Consider the following 17,318-nt stretch of genomic DNA (forward strand, 5'->3'; position numbering starts at 1 on the left):
TTACTTTGGGAATTAATTTTCTTGCAAGATTTTAGCTAAATCTTTAGCACCTTTTAGATCCACTTTGCCAGAGCCTAAAAGTGGGATTTGTTCTACTTTAAAATATTTACTTGGTTTAAAAATAGCAGGCATAGTAGAGTTTTTAATCGCTTCGCAAATTCCTTCAAAATCTTGCTCTTGGCATTCTACTAATAAGCATACCATTTCACCTTTTTTATCATCATCTAGTGCAACTGCGCAAAATTTTACTATATCTGTATTGATAAATTTAGCAATTTCTTCTTCTAAAGCTCCTAAAGATATCATCTCACCACCAATTTTTGCAAAACGAGAATAACGATCTACTATATATAAAAAGCCATCCTCATCTACATGACCTTTATCGCCGGTATTATACCAGCGTATGCCATCGATTTCTTTGATAACTTCATCGGTTTTTTCTTTATTGTTTAAATAACCCACCATAACCTGATGGCCACCAATGAGTATTAATCCATCTTCTCCATGATTTAAACTTTCATAAGTAGATGGATCTACTATGCGTATAGCGCTTCCTGGTAAAGGCATACCTACACTACCTTCTTTATTTGCACGATGTAAAATCCAATAGTCAGGATCAAATTTATTCGGTAAATTCACACTTGCAACTGGAGTGGTTTCAGTGGCTCCATAGCCTTCAAAAATAGGTTTTTTAAATTTAATTTCAAAGGCAGTTCTTACTTCACTTTTGAGTTTTTCAGCACCTGAAACGATAATCCTTAGGCTTTCAAACATAATCGCATCAAGTTTTTTATTTCTTGCATAAATACCCAAAAAAGTTGAAGTAGCACACATAATGCTAACATTGTTTTTTACTATAGCTTTTGCTACACCTAGTGCATCTGTTGGATCAGCATGTGTTATGCTTTTAATCCCTTCTAATAAAGGCATAAAAGTAGTTACAGTTAATCCAAAAGCATGAAAAGGTGGCAAAGAAGATAGAACAACATCTTCATTTTTTGCGCATAATACATCTGAAATTTGGGCTATATTGCTTAAAATATTGCGATTATTTAGCATTACTCCTTTAGGTGTTCCCTCGCTACCACTACTAAATAATATAGCAGCTATGGCAAGGTTTTGTTTATTAGATGCAAATAATGCTTTTATTAAACAAGTAGGTAAGATACTTACTAAAGCAAGCATAGAAAAGATTTTGAGTTTTTGTCTTTTAAAGTTTGCGATAATATCTTCCATAAAAATAATTCTAACATGCTCTTCAAATTCTAGTTTTATGCCTTTATTTTCTAATTTTTCCATAAATTTTCTAGAAGTATAAATTTGTTGAATTTGAGAGCTTTGAATGGCTTGATTTATTGCTTTTACACCTGCTGTGAAATTTAAATTTACCACGATTTTATTTGCAAGTAATACAGCTAAATTACAAAGAGAACTAGCCATGGAAGCAGGGAGTAAAATTCCTATACATTCTTCTTTTGGAGTATAGCTTCCTTGGGTAGGTTGTATATTTAACTCATGTGATCTATTTTTTATAAAAGAGCTAAAAACTAGACTTAAAGCAAGCATTTTTCTATAAGTAATACCACCTATTAAAGGATCAACAATAGCTATTTGACTTAAATTTCTTTTAGCACTATCTATCCAAGCTCTAGCTATAGTATGCATACTTTCACATTGAGATTTCCAAGCAATAAATGAAAGTTCAAAAACCTTTGTTTTAACCACTTCTTTTTTAGTGTGTATTGGCAAGCTTTTTCCAAAAGCAATAGCGATTTTTCTTTTGCTTATTTTGCGGTTTCTTGCTGAAAATTCTTCATCACTTCTTGAAAAAGCACTTCCCCAAAGTCCTCTAATATAAAAAGGTAAAATCACTCCATCTTGTTCTTCTAATTTTGAGCAAACTAACTCAAACCCACCTTTAAATTCATTAAGCTGTCCATGGCGTGAAAGCACTCCTTCTGGGAAAAGGCAAACTAAATTTCCATTTTTAATATGCATAGCAATAAGCTCTAAGCTTGATTTGCTAGAAGCACTTGAAACAGGAATAACTCCAAATTTATCAAGAAAAATTCTAATATACCACTTAGAATAAATGCTTTTTTCCATAACAAAATAAATTTTTCTTGGTATAGCCATTTGCACAATAGCCCAATCTATAAAAGATATATGATTGCCAAGTAATAACGCTCCACCTTTTTCAGGAATATTCTCAAAACCTTCTACCAATAAACGGTAGCGTTGAAAAAACGCTATACTCATTAATAAACGCACTAAAGAAAAAGGCAATTTACTTAGCACATAAATGCTTCCAAAAAATGCCACAGCGATGATAAAATAAAACAAATTTATCACTTCAATTTTAGCATAAGCAGCAAAAGTAGCTAGTGTTAAAAAGCCTAACATAAAAAAATTTTGTATGAAATTATTTCCTGCTAAGACTTTTCCTAATTCATTTTCTTTTGCATGAAATTGTATTAGAGAGTTTAAAGGTATGATAAAAAATGCTCCGCTTAAACCAAAAATAAAAAACACTACACTATAACTTAATAAGTTTTCTAAAAATGGCATTAAAATGCTCATTAGAAAAATCCCTAAAGCACCTAGTGGTATAAGACCTAATTCGATGTAATTTTTAGAAAATTTACCACTAATAAGCGATCCTATAATCACTCCTATGCCAGAAAAAGCTAAAGAGCATTGTACATAAAAGGTATTTTCTATAAAAAGATCATTTTTTGCATATACAGGAAAACTCACTAAATAAAGTTGTGATATGGCCCAAAAAAGTGAAATTCCTATAATGCAAAGCCAAATAATTTTATGAGAAAATATTGTTTTTAAATTAGAGGTTAAAAGCTTTCCTTGTAAATATTGTTTTTTATCAAAACTTAAATTTTTATCTTCTTCTTTTAAGCTAGGAAGTTTATAAGCTAAAAAAAGTTCTAATAAAGCAAAAGCTATTAATACAAAACCCAAAGGTGCAATTTGTGTTAAAATATCCGAAGGAGTGTTAAAATTTGACTCAAAAAGCATTTCAAAGCTTAGAGAAAATACTGCCATACCGGCTAAAATAGCCACAATACTTACTGCATTGACAGCTCCATTTCCCATAGCTAAAAGTTCTTTTCCTACTAATTCTTTTATAAAGCCATATTTTGCAGGAGAGTATAAGGCAGATTGCACTCCCATGATAAAAGTCATTGTAAATGCAAGCCAAAATGCTCCAAGATAATAACACAAACAAATAATACAAGTTAATATTACTGAAAATAATGCAGATATTTTCATGATTTTATTTTTAGGAAATTTATCCGCTAAAAATCCAGATGGTGAAAGCATAAGAATAAAAGGCAAAAGCATTAAAGCATTGACAATAGCAGTTAGAAAAAGTTGGGTGCTATCTTCATAAAATTTATAAATGGTATTTTGTATGATGATTTTGTGTCCTAAATCCACAAAAGCGTTAATAAAAGCTACTGCTAAAAATGGCAATACGCCAAAAATCTTTAAAAAATTTCCTTGCATTTAAAACTCCATTTTATTTTAAAAATATTATTTTATTATATAAAATTTAAATGGAGTTTTGATATTTGATTAATCTTTAAATTCTACCACTTCATTAAATGCAAAACGAGCTTTTTCTGTACTAGAATTTTTTTGGGCATGTCCTAGAGCAATGAGCATAGATACTCTTTGTTTAGCGGTGTCTAAATTTAAATATTGATTGATTTTATCTTTATCAAAGCCACCGATAATACACGAACCTAAATTTAAACTATAAGCAGCATTGATAATATTTGCAATGGCAAGATGACTTTGCTCTTTTGCATAAATAAAACTTTGTTCTAAATCCATTGCGTCTAAAAATGGCTTATAGGTTTGTAAGCGTTTGTTTAATTCTTCTTGGCTTAAACCTCTCTTTTTTAGTTTTTCTTCAAAATAATCTTTAAAATCAGCTCTTGAGATCACAACAATAATAGCAGCACAATTTGCTACATGATTTTGATTGTTAGCTATTTTTGCAATTTCTTTTTTATGTTCATCTTTTTGAAAAACTAAGAATTTCCAAGGTTCAAGCCCCAAAGAACTAGGAGATAATCTAGCACATTCTAAGATATATTCTAAGTTCTCTCTAGAAATTTTTTCTTGAGTATATGCTCTAATGGAAGAGCGATTTTGCATTAAATTTAAATAATCTTGCATATAATTTCCTTATTTTTAGTTTAATTTATCTTATATCTTATAAGCTTTAAAATTGTTAAAATTATATTTTATTGCTACAATTTTATTTTTACTTCACACAAATGTTTTATTATGCGGTTTTTAAAGGATTAAAATGAAAAAAATAATTTATTTGAGCATATTTTTGATTATACTTATTATAGGGGTGTATTTTTACTTTTTTGCAAATAAGGAAGAATATAATTATCTAACTTATGAGGTTAAAAAACAAGACATTACTCAAAGCATAGAAGCAATAGGTGAAGTTTATGCAAAAACCCAAGTTGATGTTGGTGCACAAGTTAGTGGGCAAATTACTAAACTATATGTAAAATTGGGCGATCGTGTTAATGAGGGTGATTTAATCGCGCAAATTGATAAAGATAAACAACAAAATGATTTAGATATTACCAAAGCTAGACTTGAAAGTGCAAAGGCAAATTTAGAAAGTAAAAAAATTGCTCTTGATATAGCTACTAAACAATACCAAAGAGAGCAAAAGCTTTATGCTAAAAAGGCTACCTCTTTAGAAAATCTTGAAAATCTTAAAAATACTTTTTATGCCTTAAGAGCAAATGTGGCTGATTTAAAAGCTCAAACTACTCAACTTGAAATTTCTTTAAAAAATGCTCAAAAAGATTTAGCTTATACTACTATAACTGCACCTAGTAAGGGTGAGATTATCAATGTAGCAGTTGAAGAGGGGCAAACTGTAAATGCAAACCAAAATACACCAAGTATAGTGCGCTTGGCTGATTTAAGTGAAATGGAAATTCGTATGCAAATAGCTGAAGCTGATATTAATAAAATCAGTGTTGGAAAAAAGGTAAAATTTAGCATTTTAAATGAGCCTGATAAAAAATATGAAGCAACTATTTCAAGTATAGATCCAGCAAATACTACCATAAGTGATGCAACAAGCAATACAAATTTAAACTCAAACTCAAGTACTAGCACTAGCGCTGTGTATTATTATGCAAGGGTTTTTGTAAAAAATGATAATAATTTTTTACGCATAGGTATGAGTACAGAAAATGAAATAGCCATTAAAACAGAAAATAATACTTTAGTTATACCAACTTTAGCTATAAAAAGCGATACAAAAGGTTATTATGTAGAAATTTTAAAAGCCAATAATATAAGTGTAAAAACACCTGTTAAATTAGGCATCAAAGATAGTTTAAATACTCAAATTTTAGATGGTATTAATGAGGGTGATTTAGTTATCATAGGTAAAAATAAAAAATGATACGCTTAGAAAATATACAAAAAAAGATTAATAATACAACTATTTTAGAAAATATTAATCTTTATATTCAAAAGGGAGAATTTGTAGCCATTATAGGACAATCAGGAAGTGGTAAAACCTCTCTTTTAAATATTATAGGCACACTTGATGAGCCAAGTAGTGGAAAATATTTTTTAGATCAATATGAAGTTACAAATTTAAGCAAAGATGAAAAAGCAAGAATTAGACGCGAAAAAATTGGTTTTATTTTCCAAAGATATAATTTGCTTAGTCTTTTAAATGCTAAAGATAATGTAGCCTTACCTGCTGTTTATGCAGGAAAAAATAAACAAGAAAGATCGCAAAAGGCTAAAGAATTACTTTCTTTTTTAGAGCTTGATCATAAAGAACTTTCTAAGCCAAATGAACTAAGTGGTGGGCAACAGCAAAGAGTTTCTATAGCAAGAGCTTTGATGAATGGCGGTGAGCTTATTTTAGCAGATGAGCCAACGGGTGCGCTTGATTCTAAAAGCGGTAAGATAGTTTTAGAAATTTTAAATAAACTAAATGAGCAAGGACACACCGTAGTTTTAGTAACTCATGATAGAGAAATAGCTGCTAGAGCAAAAAGAGTTATAGAAATTAAAGATGGTAAGATTATAAGTGATAATGGTGCAAAAAAAACAGATGAAATAAAAACTAAGTTAATGCCAAAAGAGAAAAAAAGCTTTAATTTGCTTAAAAATCAGCTTTTTGAAAATTTAAAAATGTCTATAACTTCCATTGTAGCACACAAACTACGCTCTTTGCTTACTATGCTTGGTATTATCATAGGCATAGCTTCAGTAGTTTGCGTGGTTGCTTTAGGACTTGGAGCCCAACAAAACATACTTGCTTCTATTAGCTCTATTGGGACTAATACCATAGAAGTTGTTTCAGGGCGTGGCTTGGGAGATATTCGATCAGGTAGAACAAGGCTTAATTTAAGTGATTTAAAAACCTTAAGCTCTTTGCCTTATTTAGAAGCAGTAGAAGCAGATGTGGGTAAAATAGGGGTGGTAACTTATAAGAATAATTCTTTACAAGCTAGAATTTATGGAGTAGGACCAAATCATCTAAGACTTAGGGGTTTTGTGATGGTAGATGGTAGGTTTATTAATAATGAAGATATAAAAGATAATACTAATATTTGCATTATAGATGAAAATGCTTTGAGAATTTTATTTGATAATATCAGCGTTAAAGATGTTTTAGGTAAAAGCGTGATTTTTAACAAGCAACCTTTAACTATAGTTGGTGTTTTAAAAAAAGAAAGAGATAATAAAGGCTTTAGAGCTGATGAAAATACCATTAAAATTTATACTCCTTATTCTACTTTGATGAATAAAATCACAGGAGATAAACAAATAAGAGCCATAGTAACTAAGGTAAAAGATGAGGTAAATCCTGCTTTAGCTGAAGAGGCTATGGTAAAAATTTTAGAGATTAAACGCGGAAAAAAAGATTTTTTCACTATAAATTCTGACGCGATTAAAAATGCCATTGAGGAGAATACTGCTACTTTGACTTTACTTATTTCTTCTATTGCAGTGGTATCTTTGATAGTAGGTGGTATTGGTGTGATGAATATCATGCTTGTTTCAGTAAGTGAGCGCACAAGAGAAATTGGAGTTAGAATGGCTATTGGAGCTAGAAAAGAAGATATTTTAATGCAGTTTTTAATCGAAGCTGTGTTGATTTGTTCTTTAGGGGCTATTTTTGGAGTAATGCTTTCTTTTATCATCATTGAAGTATTTAATTCTTTAAATTTTGGTTTTACGATGATACTTTCATTAAATTCGGTATTTTTAGGGCTTTTAAGTTCGGTTTTAATCGGAGTGGTTTTTGGATTTTTCCCAGCAAAAAATGCAGCAAATTTAAATCCTATTAGTGCTTTATCAAAGGAATGAGATGAGAATATTTTTATTATTTTTTATAGCCTTTTTTTTAAATGCCTGCGTAGGAGTAAAATTAGAGCAAGTATCTCAAGAGCAAATAAAAAAAGAATATTTTGAAGATTTTAACGCAAGCAAGGCTTGGTGGGAAAAATATAATAATCAAGACTTAAATAATATCTTAAAAGCTATTATTGATAATAATAAAGACTTAAATATAGCAAGGGTTAATTTTTTAAGTACTTTGGCTAGATATAAGCTTTTAAATTTAGATCTTTATCCTACTTTGAGTGGAAATTTTGGTGCAAATATAAGAAAAAATTTAAACAATGGCACAAAAACGCATAGTTTTTCAAATGGCATTATGTTAAATTATGAGCTTGATATATATGGCAAAATTTCAGATCAAGTTGCTAGTTCTGAATTTTTAGCAAAGGCAAGTGAGTATGAGTTACGCTCTTTAGAGCTTGATACGATTAATTTAGCGATAAATAGTATTTTTGAATTTATTTATTTCAATGATGTAGATCATTTATTAAACAAACATTTAAAAAATCTAGAGCAAATGCTAGAAATTTATACTACTAAACTTAATTATGGAAAAGTTGAATATATAGATCTTTTAAATATTAAAAAATCTTTATTAAACACTAAACAAAATATCATTACAAATTTGCAAAATAAAGACTTAACTCTTAAAAATATAAAAGACTTACTGGGTAAAGATGATGAGCATTTGATTAATAAAATGCTAAATTATACTCTTGAAGATTTTTCTTTGCAAAAAATTAATTTTGATATAGAATTAAAAATGCTTGCTTATAGACCACAAGTTCAAGCAAAACTAAATCAACTTATGGCTTCTTACAAGGATTATACAAGTGTGCAAAAAAGTATTTTACCTAGCATAAAAATATTGGGAAATTTAGATGGGAATGATAAGAATATTGATGAGAGTTTTAAATTTTTAATTTTAGGAGGCAATGTCGCCATTGACTTACCATTTTTGGACTTTTATAGAGTAAAACAAAATGTAAAAATTTCTGAATTAGCATATCAAGCTCGTTTGGTTGAATATAAAGATGTATTACAAAGAACTATCCATGAATTTAATTTTTGTTATGAAAATGACAAGTATTATAATGATTTGTTAAAATTAGTAAAAGACATTAATGTTAATCAAGAAAAAATTACACAGCTATATTTAGAAAAATATGAATTAGGTCGCAGTGAATTAAAAGATTATCTTGATGCGGACGCTTTGTTTATAAATTCACTCCAAGAGCTTAGCAGAGCAAAGCTATCTTTGCTTAAAAATATTAATTTATATCATAATATTGTTTTAATTTCAGAGTAAAAAAGACTAAAAGTGTTTCATTTTGTAATATTATAAGAAAAGAGTGTTGTTTATTTGCGTTGTTTTAAAGTCATTTAGAATACAATTGATAAATAAATCAAACAAAGGAGAATTATGAAATTTGATTTTTATGCAACGCTAGTTACTATGGTTATAGTATTGCTTTTAGGCGTATTTGTCATTAAAAGGGTAAAATTTCTTCGTGATTATAATATCCCTGAGCCAGTTGTTGGTGGTGGGATTGCTGCGATTATTCTTTTGATCTTACATAGTTTCTTCTCATTGGATATTAAATTTGATGAATCTATGAAAGATCCTTTAATGCTTGCATTTTTTTCAAGTATTGGTTTGTTAGCTGATTTTGCTTCTTTAAAAAAGGGTGGAAGAAAATTAGCAATTTTTTTAGTTGTTGTTGTTGGCTTGCTTTTTGCGCAAAATATAGTTGGCATAGGTGTGGCAAGTGCTATGGGGCAAAATCCACTAATGGGACTTATAGCAGGTTCTGTTACAATGAGTGGCGGTCATGGAACAGGTGCAGCATGGGCAGCTGAATTTATTAAAGAACCTTATTTTTACTCTAGTGCAACTACTGTTGCTATTGCTTGTGCTACTTTTGGGCTTATTTCAGGTGGTATCATAGGTGGGCCTGTTGCAAGATATTTAGTCAATAAATATAAGTTAGTAGTTCCAAAGCAAAATGATGATAAAGATGCGATTTTAAATTTCCAGTCTCCAGAAAAAGAAAGACTAATCACACCTTCTTCTTTTATAGAATCTTTGGCATTAATTGCTTTATGTTTATTAATAGGTAGTGCTTTGTCTACTTATATTAAAACAAATACAGGTTTTACTTTACCAACTTTTGTGTATTGTCTTTTTGTAGGTGTGGTTTTAAGAAATGTTTTATCAGCTACAAAAATTCATCATGTATTTGATAGAGAAGTATCAGTTTTAGGTAATGTAAGCTTATCTTTATTTTTAGCTTTAGCTCTAATGACTATTAATCTTTGGGATTTAGTAACTCTTGCATTACCGATGTTGGTAATTTTAGCTGTTCAGGTTGCTATGATGGCTGCTTATGCTATATTTATCACTTTTAGGGTATGTGGAAAAGATTATGACGCAGCAGTTTTAGCAGCAGGGCATTGTGGTTTTGGTTTGGGCGCTACTCCAACAGCTATGGTAAATATGCAAACTGTAACAAATCACTATGGTATGAGCCATATGGCATTTATTATTGTACCTTTAGTGGGTGCGTTTTTTATAGATATAGTAAATGCTTTAGTCATCAATGCTTTCTTGTATCTACCATTCTTTCATTAAAATCATCTAGCACTAAATTGGTGCTAGATTAAATTTTCTTATCTTTACTTTTACATAAATGATTTAAAAAGCACTCTTTGCATAAAGGATTTTTAGCTTTACATGTATAACGCCCAAAAAGCACCATAGCTTGATGAAGATAGTTTAGATTATCTTTAAAAATTTTAGTTAAGTCTTTTTCGGTTTCTTCAGGAGTTTTGGCTTTGCTAAGATTAAGTCTATGCGAAACTCTAAATACATGGGTATCTACAGCCATGCAATTAGCCCCGCACCATTCTATCATCACTACATGTGCAGTTTTTTGTCCTACACCTGCTAGAGTTTTCAAATCTTGCTCGTCCATTGGAATTTCACCATTAAATTGCTCGCAAACTGCTTGAGCCATTTTGATTAAATTTTGTGCTTTATTATTATAAAATGAGCAAGAATTAATCAAAAGTTTTAAAGAAGATAAATTTGCCTTAGCTAAATCTTGCACACTAGGGTAAGCTTTAAATAAAGCAGGTGTGATGAGATTAACCCTTTTATCAGTACATTGAGCTGAAAGCATAACACAAACTATAAGTTCATAAGCATTGCTAAAAACTAATTCTGTTTTTGCTTGTCCAAAATGTTTTAAAAATAATTCTTTAATTTCTAAATTTCTTTTCATAAACTTATTGTATGTTAATCGGCTTTAAATAAAGTTTAGATATAATAAAATCAACAAAACTATTTCAAAGGAAAAACAATGAAAAAAATTTCTTTAGTTGCTGCGGCTTTATTAACAGGTTTGAGTTTAAATGCTGCGGTGGTTGCAACCCTTGATGGAAACAATATTAGCGATACAGAAGTAAATGAGTTTTTTGCTCCTATGTTAAGAGGTGCTAAAATCACTGACTTACCAGCTGAACAAAAAAAAGCAATCATTGATCAATATATCATCCAACAACTTGTATTAAAAGACGCTAAAGCTCAAAAAATAGAAAATGATCCTTCATATAAAGAAGAATTAGAGCGTGCTAAAGAAGCTATCATGGTAAATATCTATCAAAAGAAAATTTTTGATTCTATCAAAAATGATGATGCTAAGGCTAAAAAATACTATGAAGCAAATAAAGATAAATTTACTAAACCAGCTCAAGTAAAAGCTAAGCATATTTTGGTAACTAGTGAAAAAGAAGCTAAAGATATTATTGCCGAGCTTAGTAAGTTAAGTGGAAAAGCTTTAAATGATAAATTTGCTCAACTTGCAAAAGAAAAATCAATCGACAAAGGTTCTTCGGCTCAAGGTGGTGATCTTGGATGGTTTGCTGAATCAACTATGGTAAAACCATTTGCTGATGCAGCTTTTTCTATGAAAAAAGGTACTATTTCTAAAACACCAGTAAAAAGTGATTTTGGATATCATATTATTTTAAAAGAAGATGCTAGAGCGAAAAGTACTATGAGTTATAATGAAGTAAAAGCAGGTATTGAAAGCAATATCAAAATGGAAGAATTTAAAGAACTTATGAATAAAAAAGCTCAAGAGCTTCGTCAAAAAGCAAAAGTGGAATATAAATAATGGGTGTATTAGATCTTGTCAAACCAGGTGTTTTAAGTGGCGATGATCTAAATACCGTATATAATTATGCAAAAAAAGAAGGATTTGCTATCCCTGCGGTAAATGTCGTGGGGACAAATTCTATTAATGCGGTTTTAGAAAGTGCTAAAAAAGTTAATTCACCTGTGATTATTCAATTTTCAAATGGTGGAGCTAAATTTGTAGCAGGAAAAGCTTGTCCAAAAGCTGATGTGCTTGGTGCTATAAGTGGTGCAAGACATGTACATTTAATGGCAAAAGCTTATGGAGTTCCAGTAATTTTACACACAGATCATGCTGCTAGAAAATTACTTCCTTGGATTGATGCTTTGATTGAAGCAAATATTGAGTTTAAAAAAGAAGCAGGTAAGCCTTTGTTTAGCTCTCATATGATTGATTTAAGTGAAGAGGATTTAGAAAATAATCTAGGCACTTGTGAGAATTATTTAAAACAAATGTCTGAGCTTGGAATTTCTTTAGAGCTTGAGCTAGGATGTACGGGTGGTGAAGAAGATGGAGTGGATAATACTAATATTGATAATGCAAAATTATACACTCAGCCTGAAGATGTAGCATTAGCTTATGAGAGACTTTCTAAAATTAGTGATAGATTTTCAATTGCAGCTAGTTTTGGTAATGTACATGGAGTATATAAACCAGGAAATGTGATTTTAAGACCTGAAATTCTTAAAAACTCTCAAAATTATGTAAAAGAAAAATTCAATCTTGGTGAAGATAAACCAATCAATTTTGTTTTCCATGGTGGTAGTGGTAGCGATATAGAGGATATCAAAGCAGCACTTAGCTACGGTGTAATTAAAATGAATATTGATACAGATACACAATGGGCTTTTTGGGATGGTGTTAGAGAATATGAGCTTAAAAATAAAGCTTATTTGCAAGGCCAAATTGGTAATCCAGATGGAGAAGATAAGCCAAATAAAAAATATTATGATCCAAGAGTATGGCTTAGAGCGGGCGAAGAGAGTATGATCAAACGCTTAGAATGTGCTTTTAGTGATTTAAATTGTATCGATAGAAACTAAGAGTTTTATAACTCTTAGTTGATTTTCCTGTGAAGATTTCAAATTTTTAGAGTAAAATTAACAAAGGTTTATAAAATGGAAGTTAAAACAACTGATGATTTTTCTGATCTTGTATTACCTGAAGGAAAAGGTAGCACAGGAATTGTTGCTTATTTAAAGATTGTTTTTATCCCTGCTATATTGTATATTTTAGTGCTTTTAGGGTATTTTGGAAAGATTGATTTTAAAGTAGAATTACATAGTGTTGTAATGATAGGGATTATCTTTTTGGTGGCTTTGATCTTTGCTAGACATAGTGCTGATTATGCTTCAAGTATTTTTGAGCAACAAAAAGATGAGTTTAAGCTGATATTAAAACGCTATATTATGAAGCATTTTTTAGTTATAGGTAAAGAAACAAAGTCAAATGCTAGCTTTGATGATTTTGCATATGCTTATGTGAAAGATTTGAGAAATGAAAATTTTGCTTCTGTGGGTGCAGCTATTTTTCCTATGCTTGGTATTTTAGGAACTTTTATAAGTATAGCCATGTCTATGCCAAATTTTAATTCAAGCGACACAGCAGGCTTAGAACAAGAGATTTCAGTTTTATTAAATGGAGTAGGAACAGCCTTTTATGTATCAATTTATGGAATTTTCTTAGCACTTTGGTGGATATTTTTTGAAAAATACGGTAGTAGTAAATTCCAAAAACTTCTAAATCGTCAAAAAAACGCAACAAGCGATTTTTTTTGGTCTAAAGAAGAAATTGATAGAAAATACCTTCAAGAAAGTTTGCAACATTTTGAAAAAATAGGCACGATTTTTGAACATGTAAGCAATGAGGAATTTTTTAAAGAACTAGATAATACAATAGATAGAAAATTCAAAGTTTTTCAAGAGCTTGTAAATGCTGAAGAAAAAGCTGTAAGATTAAGCAGTGAGCATGTAAAACAAACTATGAGTGATTTATCTAAAACCCAAAGAGAGCAAAAAGATATAGTTAAAACTTATAGCGAGATTGCAAATGCGGTAAATATGTTAAATTCAAACATAAAAGATCTAACTTTAAGAATTTCAGAGCAATATAATAGACTTTTAGATGTGAGTTCAGATAAGATTGTGCATTTAGATAAAAGTGTGAGTGCTTTAGATGAAAAGGTAAATAATTTTTCAAATAATATTGAAAAATATCAAAATCTTATGCTTGATAATCAAACTAAGCTTTTTGAAGGCTTTAGGGCAAGTATTATAGAGGGTATGCATACTTTTAAAGAAGCTTATGAAGATGAAAAAAATATTGACGAAAAAATTTCACTAATGCAAGAATTTAAAGAAGAAAGCAAAGAATTAGATGAGCAAACCACACAAGTTATTGCAAAGCTTGAAAATCAAAAAGAAGATGAAAAAATAGATGATAAAAAATAATTCTAACAATGAAGAAAATAATTTTTGGATAGCTTATGCAGATTTAATGGCGGGCTTGCTTTTTATATTTATTTTGCTTATTGGAGCTATAGTTGTTAAGTATGTTTTAACTCAAAGTGATTTACAAATCATAAAAGAAAATTTGCAAAAACAAGAAGAACGCTTAAGAGAGAATAAAGAAGAATTAAATCAAAAAGAAGATATTTTAAAAAGTCTTAGCCAAAAATTAAGTAATACCTCAAGTACGCTTGATAATATCAACAAACAAAAACAAGCTTTAGAAGCTAATATTACTAAACTTAATCAAGATTTAAATTCAAGTTTAGATGAAAAAGATCAGCAAATTTTTGCTTTACTTGAAAGATTAAATAAAAAAGATGAGGAAATCAAAGAATTAGAGCGTAATTTTGATGAGGCGAAAAGCAAAATCAAAGAACTAGGATTAATCAAAGAAAATACCATCAAAAATCTTCAAGCAAAATTTGATACTAATATTACCTTAGATTCTAATACAGGCGCGATAGTTTTACCTTCTGAAGTGCTTTTTGATACAAATTCTTTTACTCTAAAAGCTCAAGCAAAAGAGAATTTAAAGGCAATTTTAACACAGTATTTTGACAATATCTTAAAAGATGAAAATATCTTAAATAGTATAGAAAATATAGTCATAGAAGGTCACACAGATAGTGCAGGCTCTTATATATATAATCTTGATTTATCACAAAAAAGAGCTTATGCTGTGATGAGTTTTATACACTCATTTTACAAAGATCCAAGATTGCAAAAACTTTTAATGGCAAGTGGTAGATCTTATTCTGATGTGATTATGAAAGATGGCAAAGAAGACAAAGAGGCAAGTCGTAGAATAGAGATTAAGTTTAATATCAATACAAATAATGCTTTAGAAAAGGTTGAAAAATACCTTGATAGCAAGTAGAATTGATGTTTTAAAATACAAAGATTTTGAATTTTTACTCAAAAGAGATGATTTACTAGGTTATATTAATGGAAATAAGGCTAGAAAACTAGCCTTTTTTGAAAAAAATAAACATTTATTTAAAAAAGGACAAAGATTTATTTCTTTTGGCTCCTCTCAAAGTAATGCTTTAGTTGCTTTAGCTAAGTTTTGTTACGAAAATGATTTTTTGCTCATTTTTGTTTGTGAAAAAATGAGTTCTTTTTTAAAAGAAAATCCCCATGGAAATTTAGAATTTGCATTAAAACACAATGTGAAGTTGATAGAAAATATAAATTATCCCACAAGAAGACTGCAAGCTTTAGCCTTGAAAAAAGATGATGATATTTTTATAGAAGAGGGTGTGGCTATAAAAGAAGCTGAATTTGGATACCAGCAACTAGCCTTAGAGCTTAGTGAGCAGTTAAGTGAAACTGTAAGTATTTTTTTACCTTCAGGTATAGGAACTTCTGCGGCTTTTTTGGCTAAACATAGTAAATTTAAAGTTTTTACATGTGCTTGTGTGGGCGATAGTGCATATTTAAAAGAGCAAATTTTAAGCTTAGAGCCAAATTATGATTTTGGTAATTTAACCATATTAAATTCACCTAAAAAATATCATTTTGCTAAGCCTTATTTAGAATTTTATGAGCTTTATAAGGATTTAAAAAAAGAATGTGGAGTGGAGTTTGATTTGCTTTATGATATGGTGGGTTTTAAAACTTTATTAGCTCATAAAGAGCAATTTGGTGGAAAAATCTTATATATCCATCAAGGAGGCCTTGAAGGAAATATAAGCATGTTAAAGCGTTATGAGTATAAATTAAAAAATTCCAAAATAAAAAATCACTAAGATAATCAAAGGTATAATAAATTTAACATAATAATACCATAATTTAAAAATACTTCCTTTTAGGGTATTTTGATTGGAAAGTTCATAAATAGCATCTTTTTTAAGCACCCAACCTACATAAATACAACAAAAAAATGCGGTTAAAACAAAGAATATATTTCCACTAATAAAATCAAAGCTATCAAAAATATTTTTTCCCTTGATGATAGTAATATCTCTTAAAGGACCATAGGTAAGTATACATGGTAAATTTCCCAAAACAAAAATACTTCCAAGTGTTAGATTGATAGCAGTATTTTTAGCTAGTTTAAATTTTTCCTCCAAAACACTAATGATTACTTGATAAATTGGCAAGCTTGTAGTAAGTGCAGCGATGATTAAAAGCAAAAAGAAAAACACACAAATTATACTTCCAAAAGGTATATGTGAAAATGCAACAGGTAAAGTTTTAAAAACCAAAGATGGCCCACTATCAGGGGTTAAACCTACGCTAAATAAAGCTGGGAAAATCATAAATCCAGCAAGCACTGCTATGAGAGTGTTTAAAATTCCTGTATAAACAGAAGTTTTGATTAAATTCTCATTTTTCTTAAGGTGAGATGATAAGGTTATCATTACACCAAAACCCAAAGATAAGGCAAAAAATACTTGCCCTAAAACATCTATAAACAATTTGGGAGTGATTTTAGAAAGATCAGGAGTAAGGTAAAATTTCACACCCTCGCTTGCTCCTTCAAGAGTTAAATTGCGTGCAACAACAACCAAAAGGCAGATAAACAAAAATGGCATAAGGTATTTTACTGACTTTTCTATGCCATCAATCACACCTTTTTTTAAGATAATCCAATTAATTATCACAAATATAGTAGTAAAAATTCCTATTAATAAAGGATTATTTTCTATAGTAGAGCTATAAAATTCGCTTGTATATTGAGCGTTAATGGGACTTGAAAGATTAAAATCGCCTATGATAATTTTAAAAATATAAGCTAAAACCCATCCGCCTATTACCATATAATAAGCCATGATTCCAAAACTACCTAAAAGTCCCATATAGCCAACACCTTGCCAAGAATTAGATATTTTAACTCCATCACTTGTTTTTCCGCCAAAAGCATCGACTGAATTTAGCATTCTGCGTCTTCCTATGACATTTTCGACCAAAATCACAGGAATTCCTATAAAAATCATAGCTATACAAAAGGCCAAAACATAAGCACCGCCTCCATTTTCACCCACTAAATATGGAAAACGCCAAGTGGCTCCAAAACCAATAGTCGCTCCTGCTACTGTAAGGATATAAGTTAGCGTATTACTCCAAGTTTGTCTTTGCATGCTTTTTCCTTGCTAAATTTAAATAAAAAATATTTTAAGATAAAAAATAATACCATTATGCCAAATTTTTATTTATTTTTTTATCAAATTAAAGG

The 17,318-nt window shown here is 29.8% G+C and carries 13 protein-coding genes; 9 read left to right on the forward strand and 4 right to left on the reverse strand.

The features are described from left to right. Positions 1 to 12: 12 nt before the first annotated feature. Positions 13 to 3,525, reverse strand: a complete 3,513-nt coding sequence (locus L8U37_RS00865; protein ID WP_263728344.1) for an acyl-[ACP]--phospholipid O-acyltransferase — start codon at positions 3,523 to 3,525, stop codon at positions 13 to 15. 69 nt (positions 3,526 to 3,594) lie between these two features. Then, entirely contained in the window at positions 3,595 to 4,203 is a 609-nt protein-coding gene (locus L8U37_RS00870; RefSeq protein ID WP_263665185.1) for an NAD(P)H-dependent oxidoreductase, read from the reverse strand. Between the two features lie 133 nt (positions 4,204 to 4,336). Here L8U37_RS00870 and L8U37_RS00875 point away from each other — a divergent pair, with 133 nt between their 5' ends. The 4 genes from L8U37_RS00875 to gltS all read left to right on the forward strand — a co-directional run bounded on the left by L8U37_RS00875 (position 4,337) and on the right by gltS (position 10,063). Continuing rightward, positions 4,337 to 5,470 (forward strand): efflux RND transporter periplasmic adaptor subunit, encoded by a 1,134-nt coding sequence (locus tag L8U37_RS00875; protein ID WP_263728345.1) that lies wholly within the window; start codon positions 4,337 to 4,339, stop codon positions 5,468 to 5,470. Further along, positions 5,467 to 7,398: an ABC transporter permease gene (locus L8U37_RS00880; RefSeq protein ID WP_263728346.1), complete on the forward strand. Its 1,932-nt coding sequence runs from the start codon at positions 5,467 to 5,469 to the stop codon at positions 7,396 to 7,398. Before L8U37_RS00875 ends, L8U37_RS00880 begins: the two co-directional genes overlap by 4 nt. A 1-nt stretch (position 7,399) precedes the next feature. Continuing rightward, positions 7,400 to 8,740 carry a TolC family protein gene (locus L8U37_RS00885; RefSeq protein WP_220567109.1) on the forward strand — a complete coding sequence of 447 codons (1,341 nt, stop codon included), beginning with the start codon at positions 7,400 to 7,402 and terminating at the stop codon, positions 8,738 to 8,740. A 114-nt stretch (positions 8,741 to 8,854) separates the two neighbouring features. Next, positions 8,855 to 10,063: a sodium/glutamate symporter gene (gene gltS, locus L8U37_RS00890; RefSeq protein ID WP_133318821.1), complete on the forward strand. Its 1,209-nt coding sequence runs from the start codon at positions 8,855 to 8,857 to the stop codon at positions 10,061 to 10,063. Between the two features lie 28 nt (positions 10,064 to 10,091). Here gltS and nth read toward each other — a convergent pair whose 3' ends face one another. Then, positions 10,092 to 10,715 carry an endonuclease III gene (gene nth / locus L8U37_RS00895; RefSeq protein WP_133318822.1) on the reverse strand — a complete coding sequence of 208 codons (624 nt, stop codon included), beginning with the start codon at positions 10,713 to 10,715 and terminating at the stop codon, positions 10,092 to 10,094. 78 nt (positions 10,716 to 10,793) lie between these two features. On the opposite strand from nth, the gene L8U37_RS00900 reads away from it, so the two are divergent. From L8U37_RS00900 to L8U37_RS00920, 5 genes are all read left to right on the forward strand, one after another. Further along, on the forward strand, positions 10,794 to 11,609 hold the full coding sequence (locus L8U37_RS00900) for a peptidylprolyl isomerase (RefSeq protein ID WP_133318823.1): 816 nt from the start codon (positions 10,794 to 10,796) through the stop codon (positions 11,607 to 11,609). Further along, on the forward strand, positions 11,609 to 12,673 hold the full coding sequence (gene fbaA / locus L8U37_RS00905) for a class II fructose-bisphosphate aldolase (protein WP_263728347.1): 1,065 nt from the start codon (positions 11,609 to 11,611) through the stop codon (positions 12,671 to 12,673). The genes L8U37_RS00900 and fbaA overlap by 1 nt, the downstream gene beginning before the upstream one ends. Before the next feature lie 75 nt (positions 12,674 to 12,748). Further along, a complete protein-coding gene (locus L8U37_RS00910) occupies positions 12,749 to 14,080 on the forward strand; it encodes a MotA/TolQ/ExbB proton channel family protein (RefSeq protein WP_263666191.1) in 1,332 nt (443 codons plus the stop codon). Continuing rightward, entirely contained in the window at positions 14,067 to 15,017 is a 951-nt protein-coding gene (locus L8U37_RS00915; RefSeq protein ID WP_263660064.1) for an OmpA family protein, read from the forward strand. The genes L8U37_RS00910 and L8U37_RS00915 overlap by 14 nt, the downstream gene beginning before the upstream one ends. Further along, positions 15,004 to 15,888 carry a 1-aminocyclopropane-1-carboxylate deaminase/D-cysteine desulfhydrase gene (locus L8U37_RS00920; protein ID WP_263728348.1) on the forward strand — a complete coding sequence of 295 codons (885 nt, stop codon included), beginning with the start codon at positions 15,004 to 15,006 and terminating at the stop codon, positions 15,886 to 15,888. The genes L8U37_RS00915 and L8U37_RS00920 overlap by 14 nt, the downstream gene beginning before the upstream one ends. Here L8U37_RS00920 and L8U37_RS00925 read toward each other — a convergent pair. Further along, a complete protein-coding gene (locus tag L8U37_RS00925) occupies positions 15,859 to 17,223 on the reverse strand; it encodes a sodium-dependent transporter (protein WP_214126899.1) in 1,365 nt (454 codons plus the stop codon). The genes L8U37_RS00920 and L8U37_RS00925 overlap by 30 nt on opposite strands. Positions 17,224 to 17,318: the final 95 nt, after the last annotated feature.

It is taken from the genome of Campylobacter sp. RKI_CA19_01122 (assembly GCF_025771325.1).
Lineage (GTDB): Bacteria > Campylobacterota > Campylobacteria > Campylobacterales > Campylobacteraceae > Campylobacter_D > Campylobacter_D lari_D.

Coding starts and splice junctions, on each gene's coding strand:
- L8U37_RS00865 (WP_263728344.1), bottom strand. CDS start 3,525: ATGCAAGGAAATTTTTTAAAGATTTTTGGCGTATTGCCATTTTTAGCA.
- L8U37_RS00870 (WP_263665185.1), bottom strand. CDS start 4,203: ATGCAAGATTATTTAAATTTAATGCAAAATCGCTCTTCCATTAGAGCA.
- L8U37_RS00875 (WP_263728345.1), top strand. CDS start 4,337: ATGAAAAAAATAATTTATTTGAGCATATTTTTGATTATACTTATTATA.
- L8U37_RS00880 (WP_263728346.1), top strand. CDS start 5,467: ATGATACGCTTAGAAAATATACAAAAAAAGATTAATAATACAACTATT.
- L8U37_RS00885 (WP_220567109.1), top strand. CDS start 7,400: ATGAGAATATTTTTATTATTTTTTATAGCCTTTTTTTTAAATGCCTGC.
- gltS (WP_133318821.1), top strand. CDS start 8,855: ATGAAATTTGATTTTTATGCAACGCTAGTTACTATGGTTATAGTATTG.
- nth (WP_133318822.1), bottom strand. CDS start 10,715: ATGAAAAGAAATTTAGAAATTAAAGAATTATTTTTAAAACATTTTGGA.
- L8U37_RS00900 (WP_133318823.1), top strand. CDS start 10,794: ATGAAAAAAATTTCTTTAGTTGCTGCGGCTTTATTAACAGGTTTGAGT.
- fbaA (WP_263728347.1), top strand. CDS start 11,609: ATGGGTGTATTAGATCTTGTCAAACCAGGTGTTTTAAGTGGCGATGAT.
- L8U37_RS00910 (WP_263666191.1), top strand. CDS start 12,749: ATGGAAGTTAAAACAACTGATGATTTTTCTGATCTTGTATTACCTGAA.
- L8U37_RS00915 (WP_263660064.1), top strand. CDS start 14,067: ATGATAAAAAATAATTCTAACAATGAAGAAAATAATTTTTGGATAGCT.
- L8U37_RS00925 (WP_214126899.1), bottom strand. CDS start 17,223: ATGCAAAGACAAACTTGGAGTAATACGCTAACTTATATCCTTACAGTA.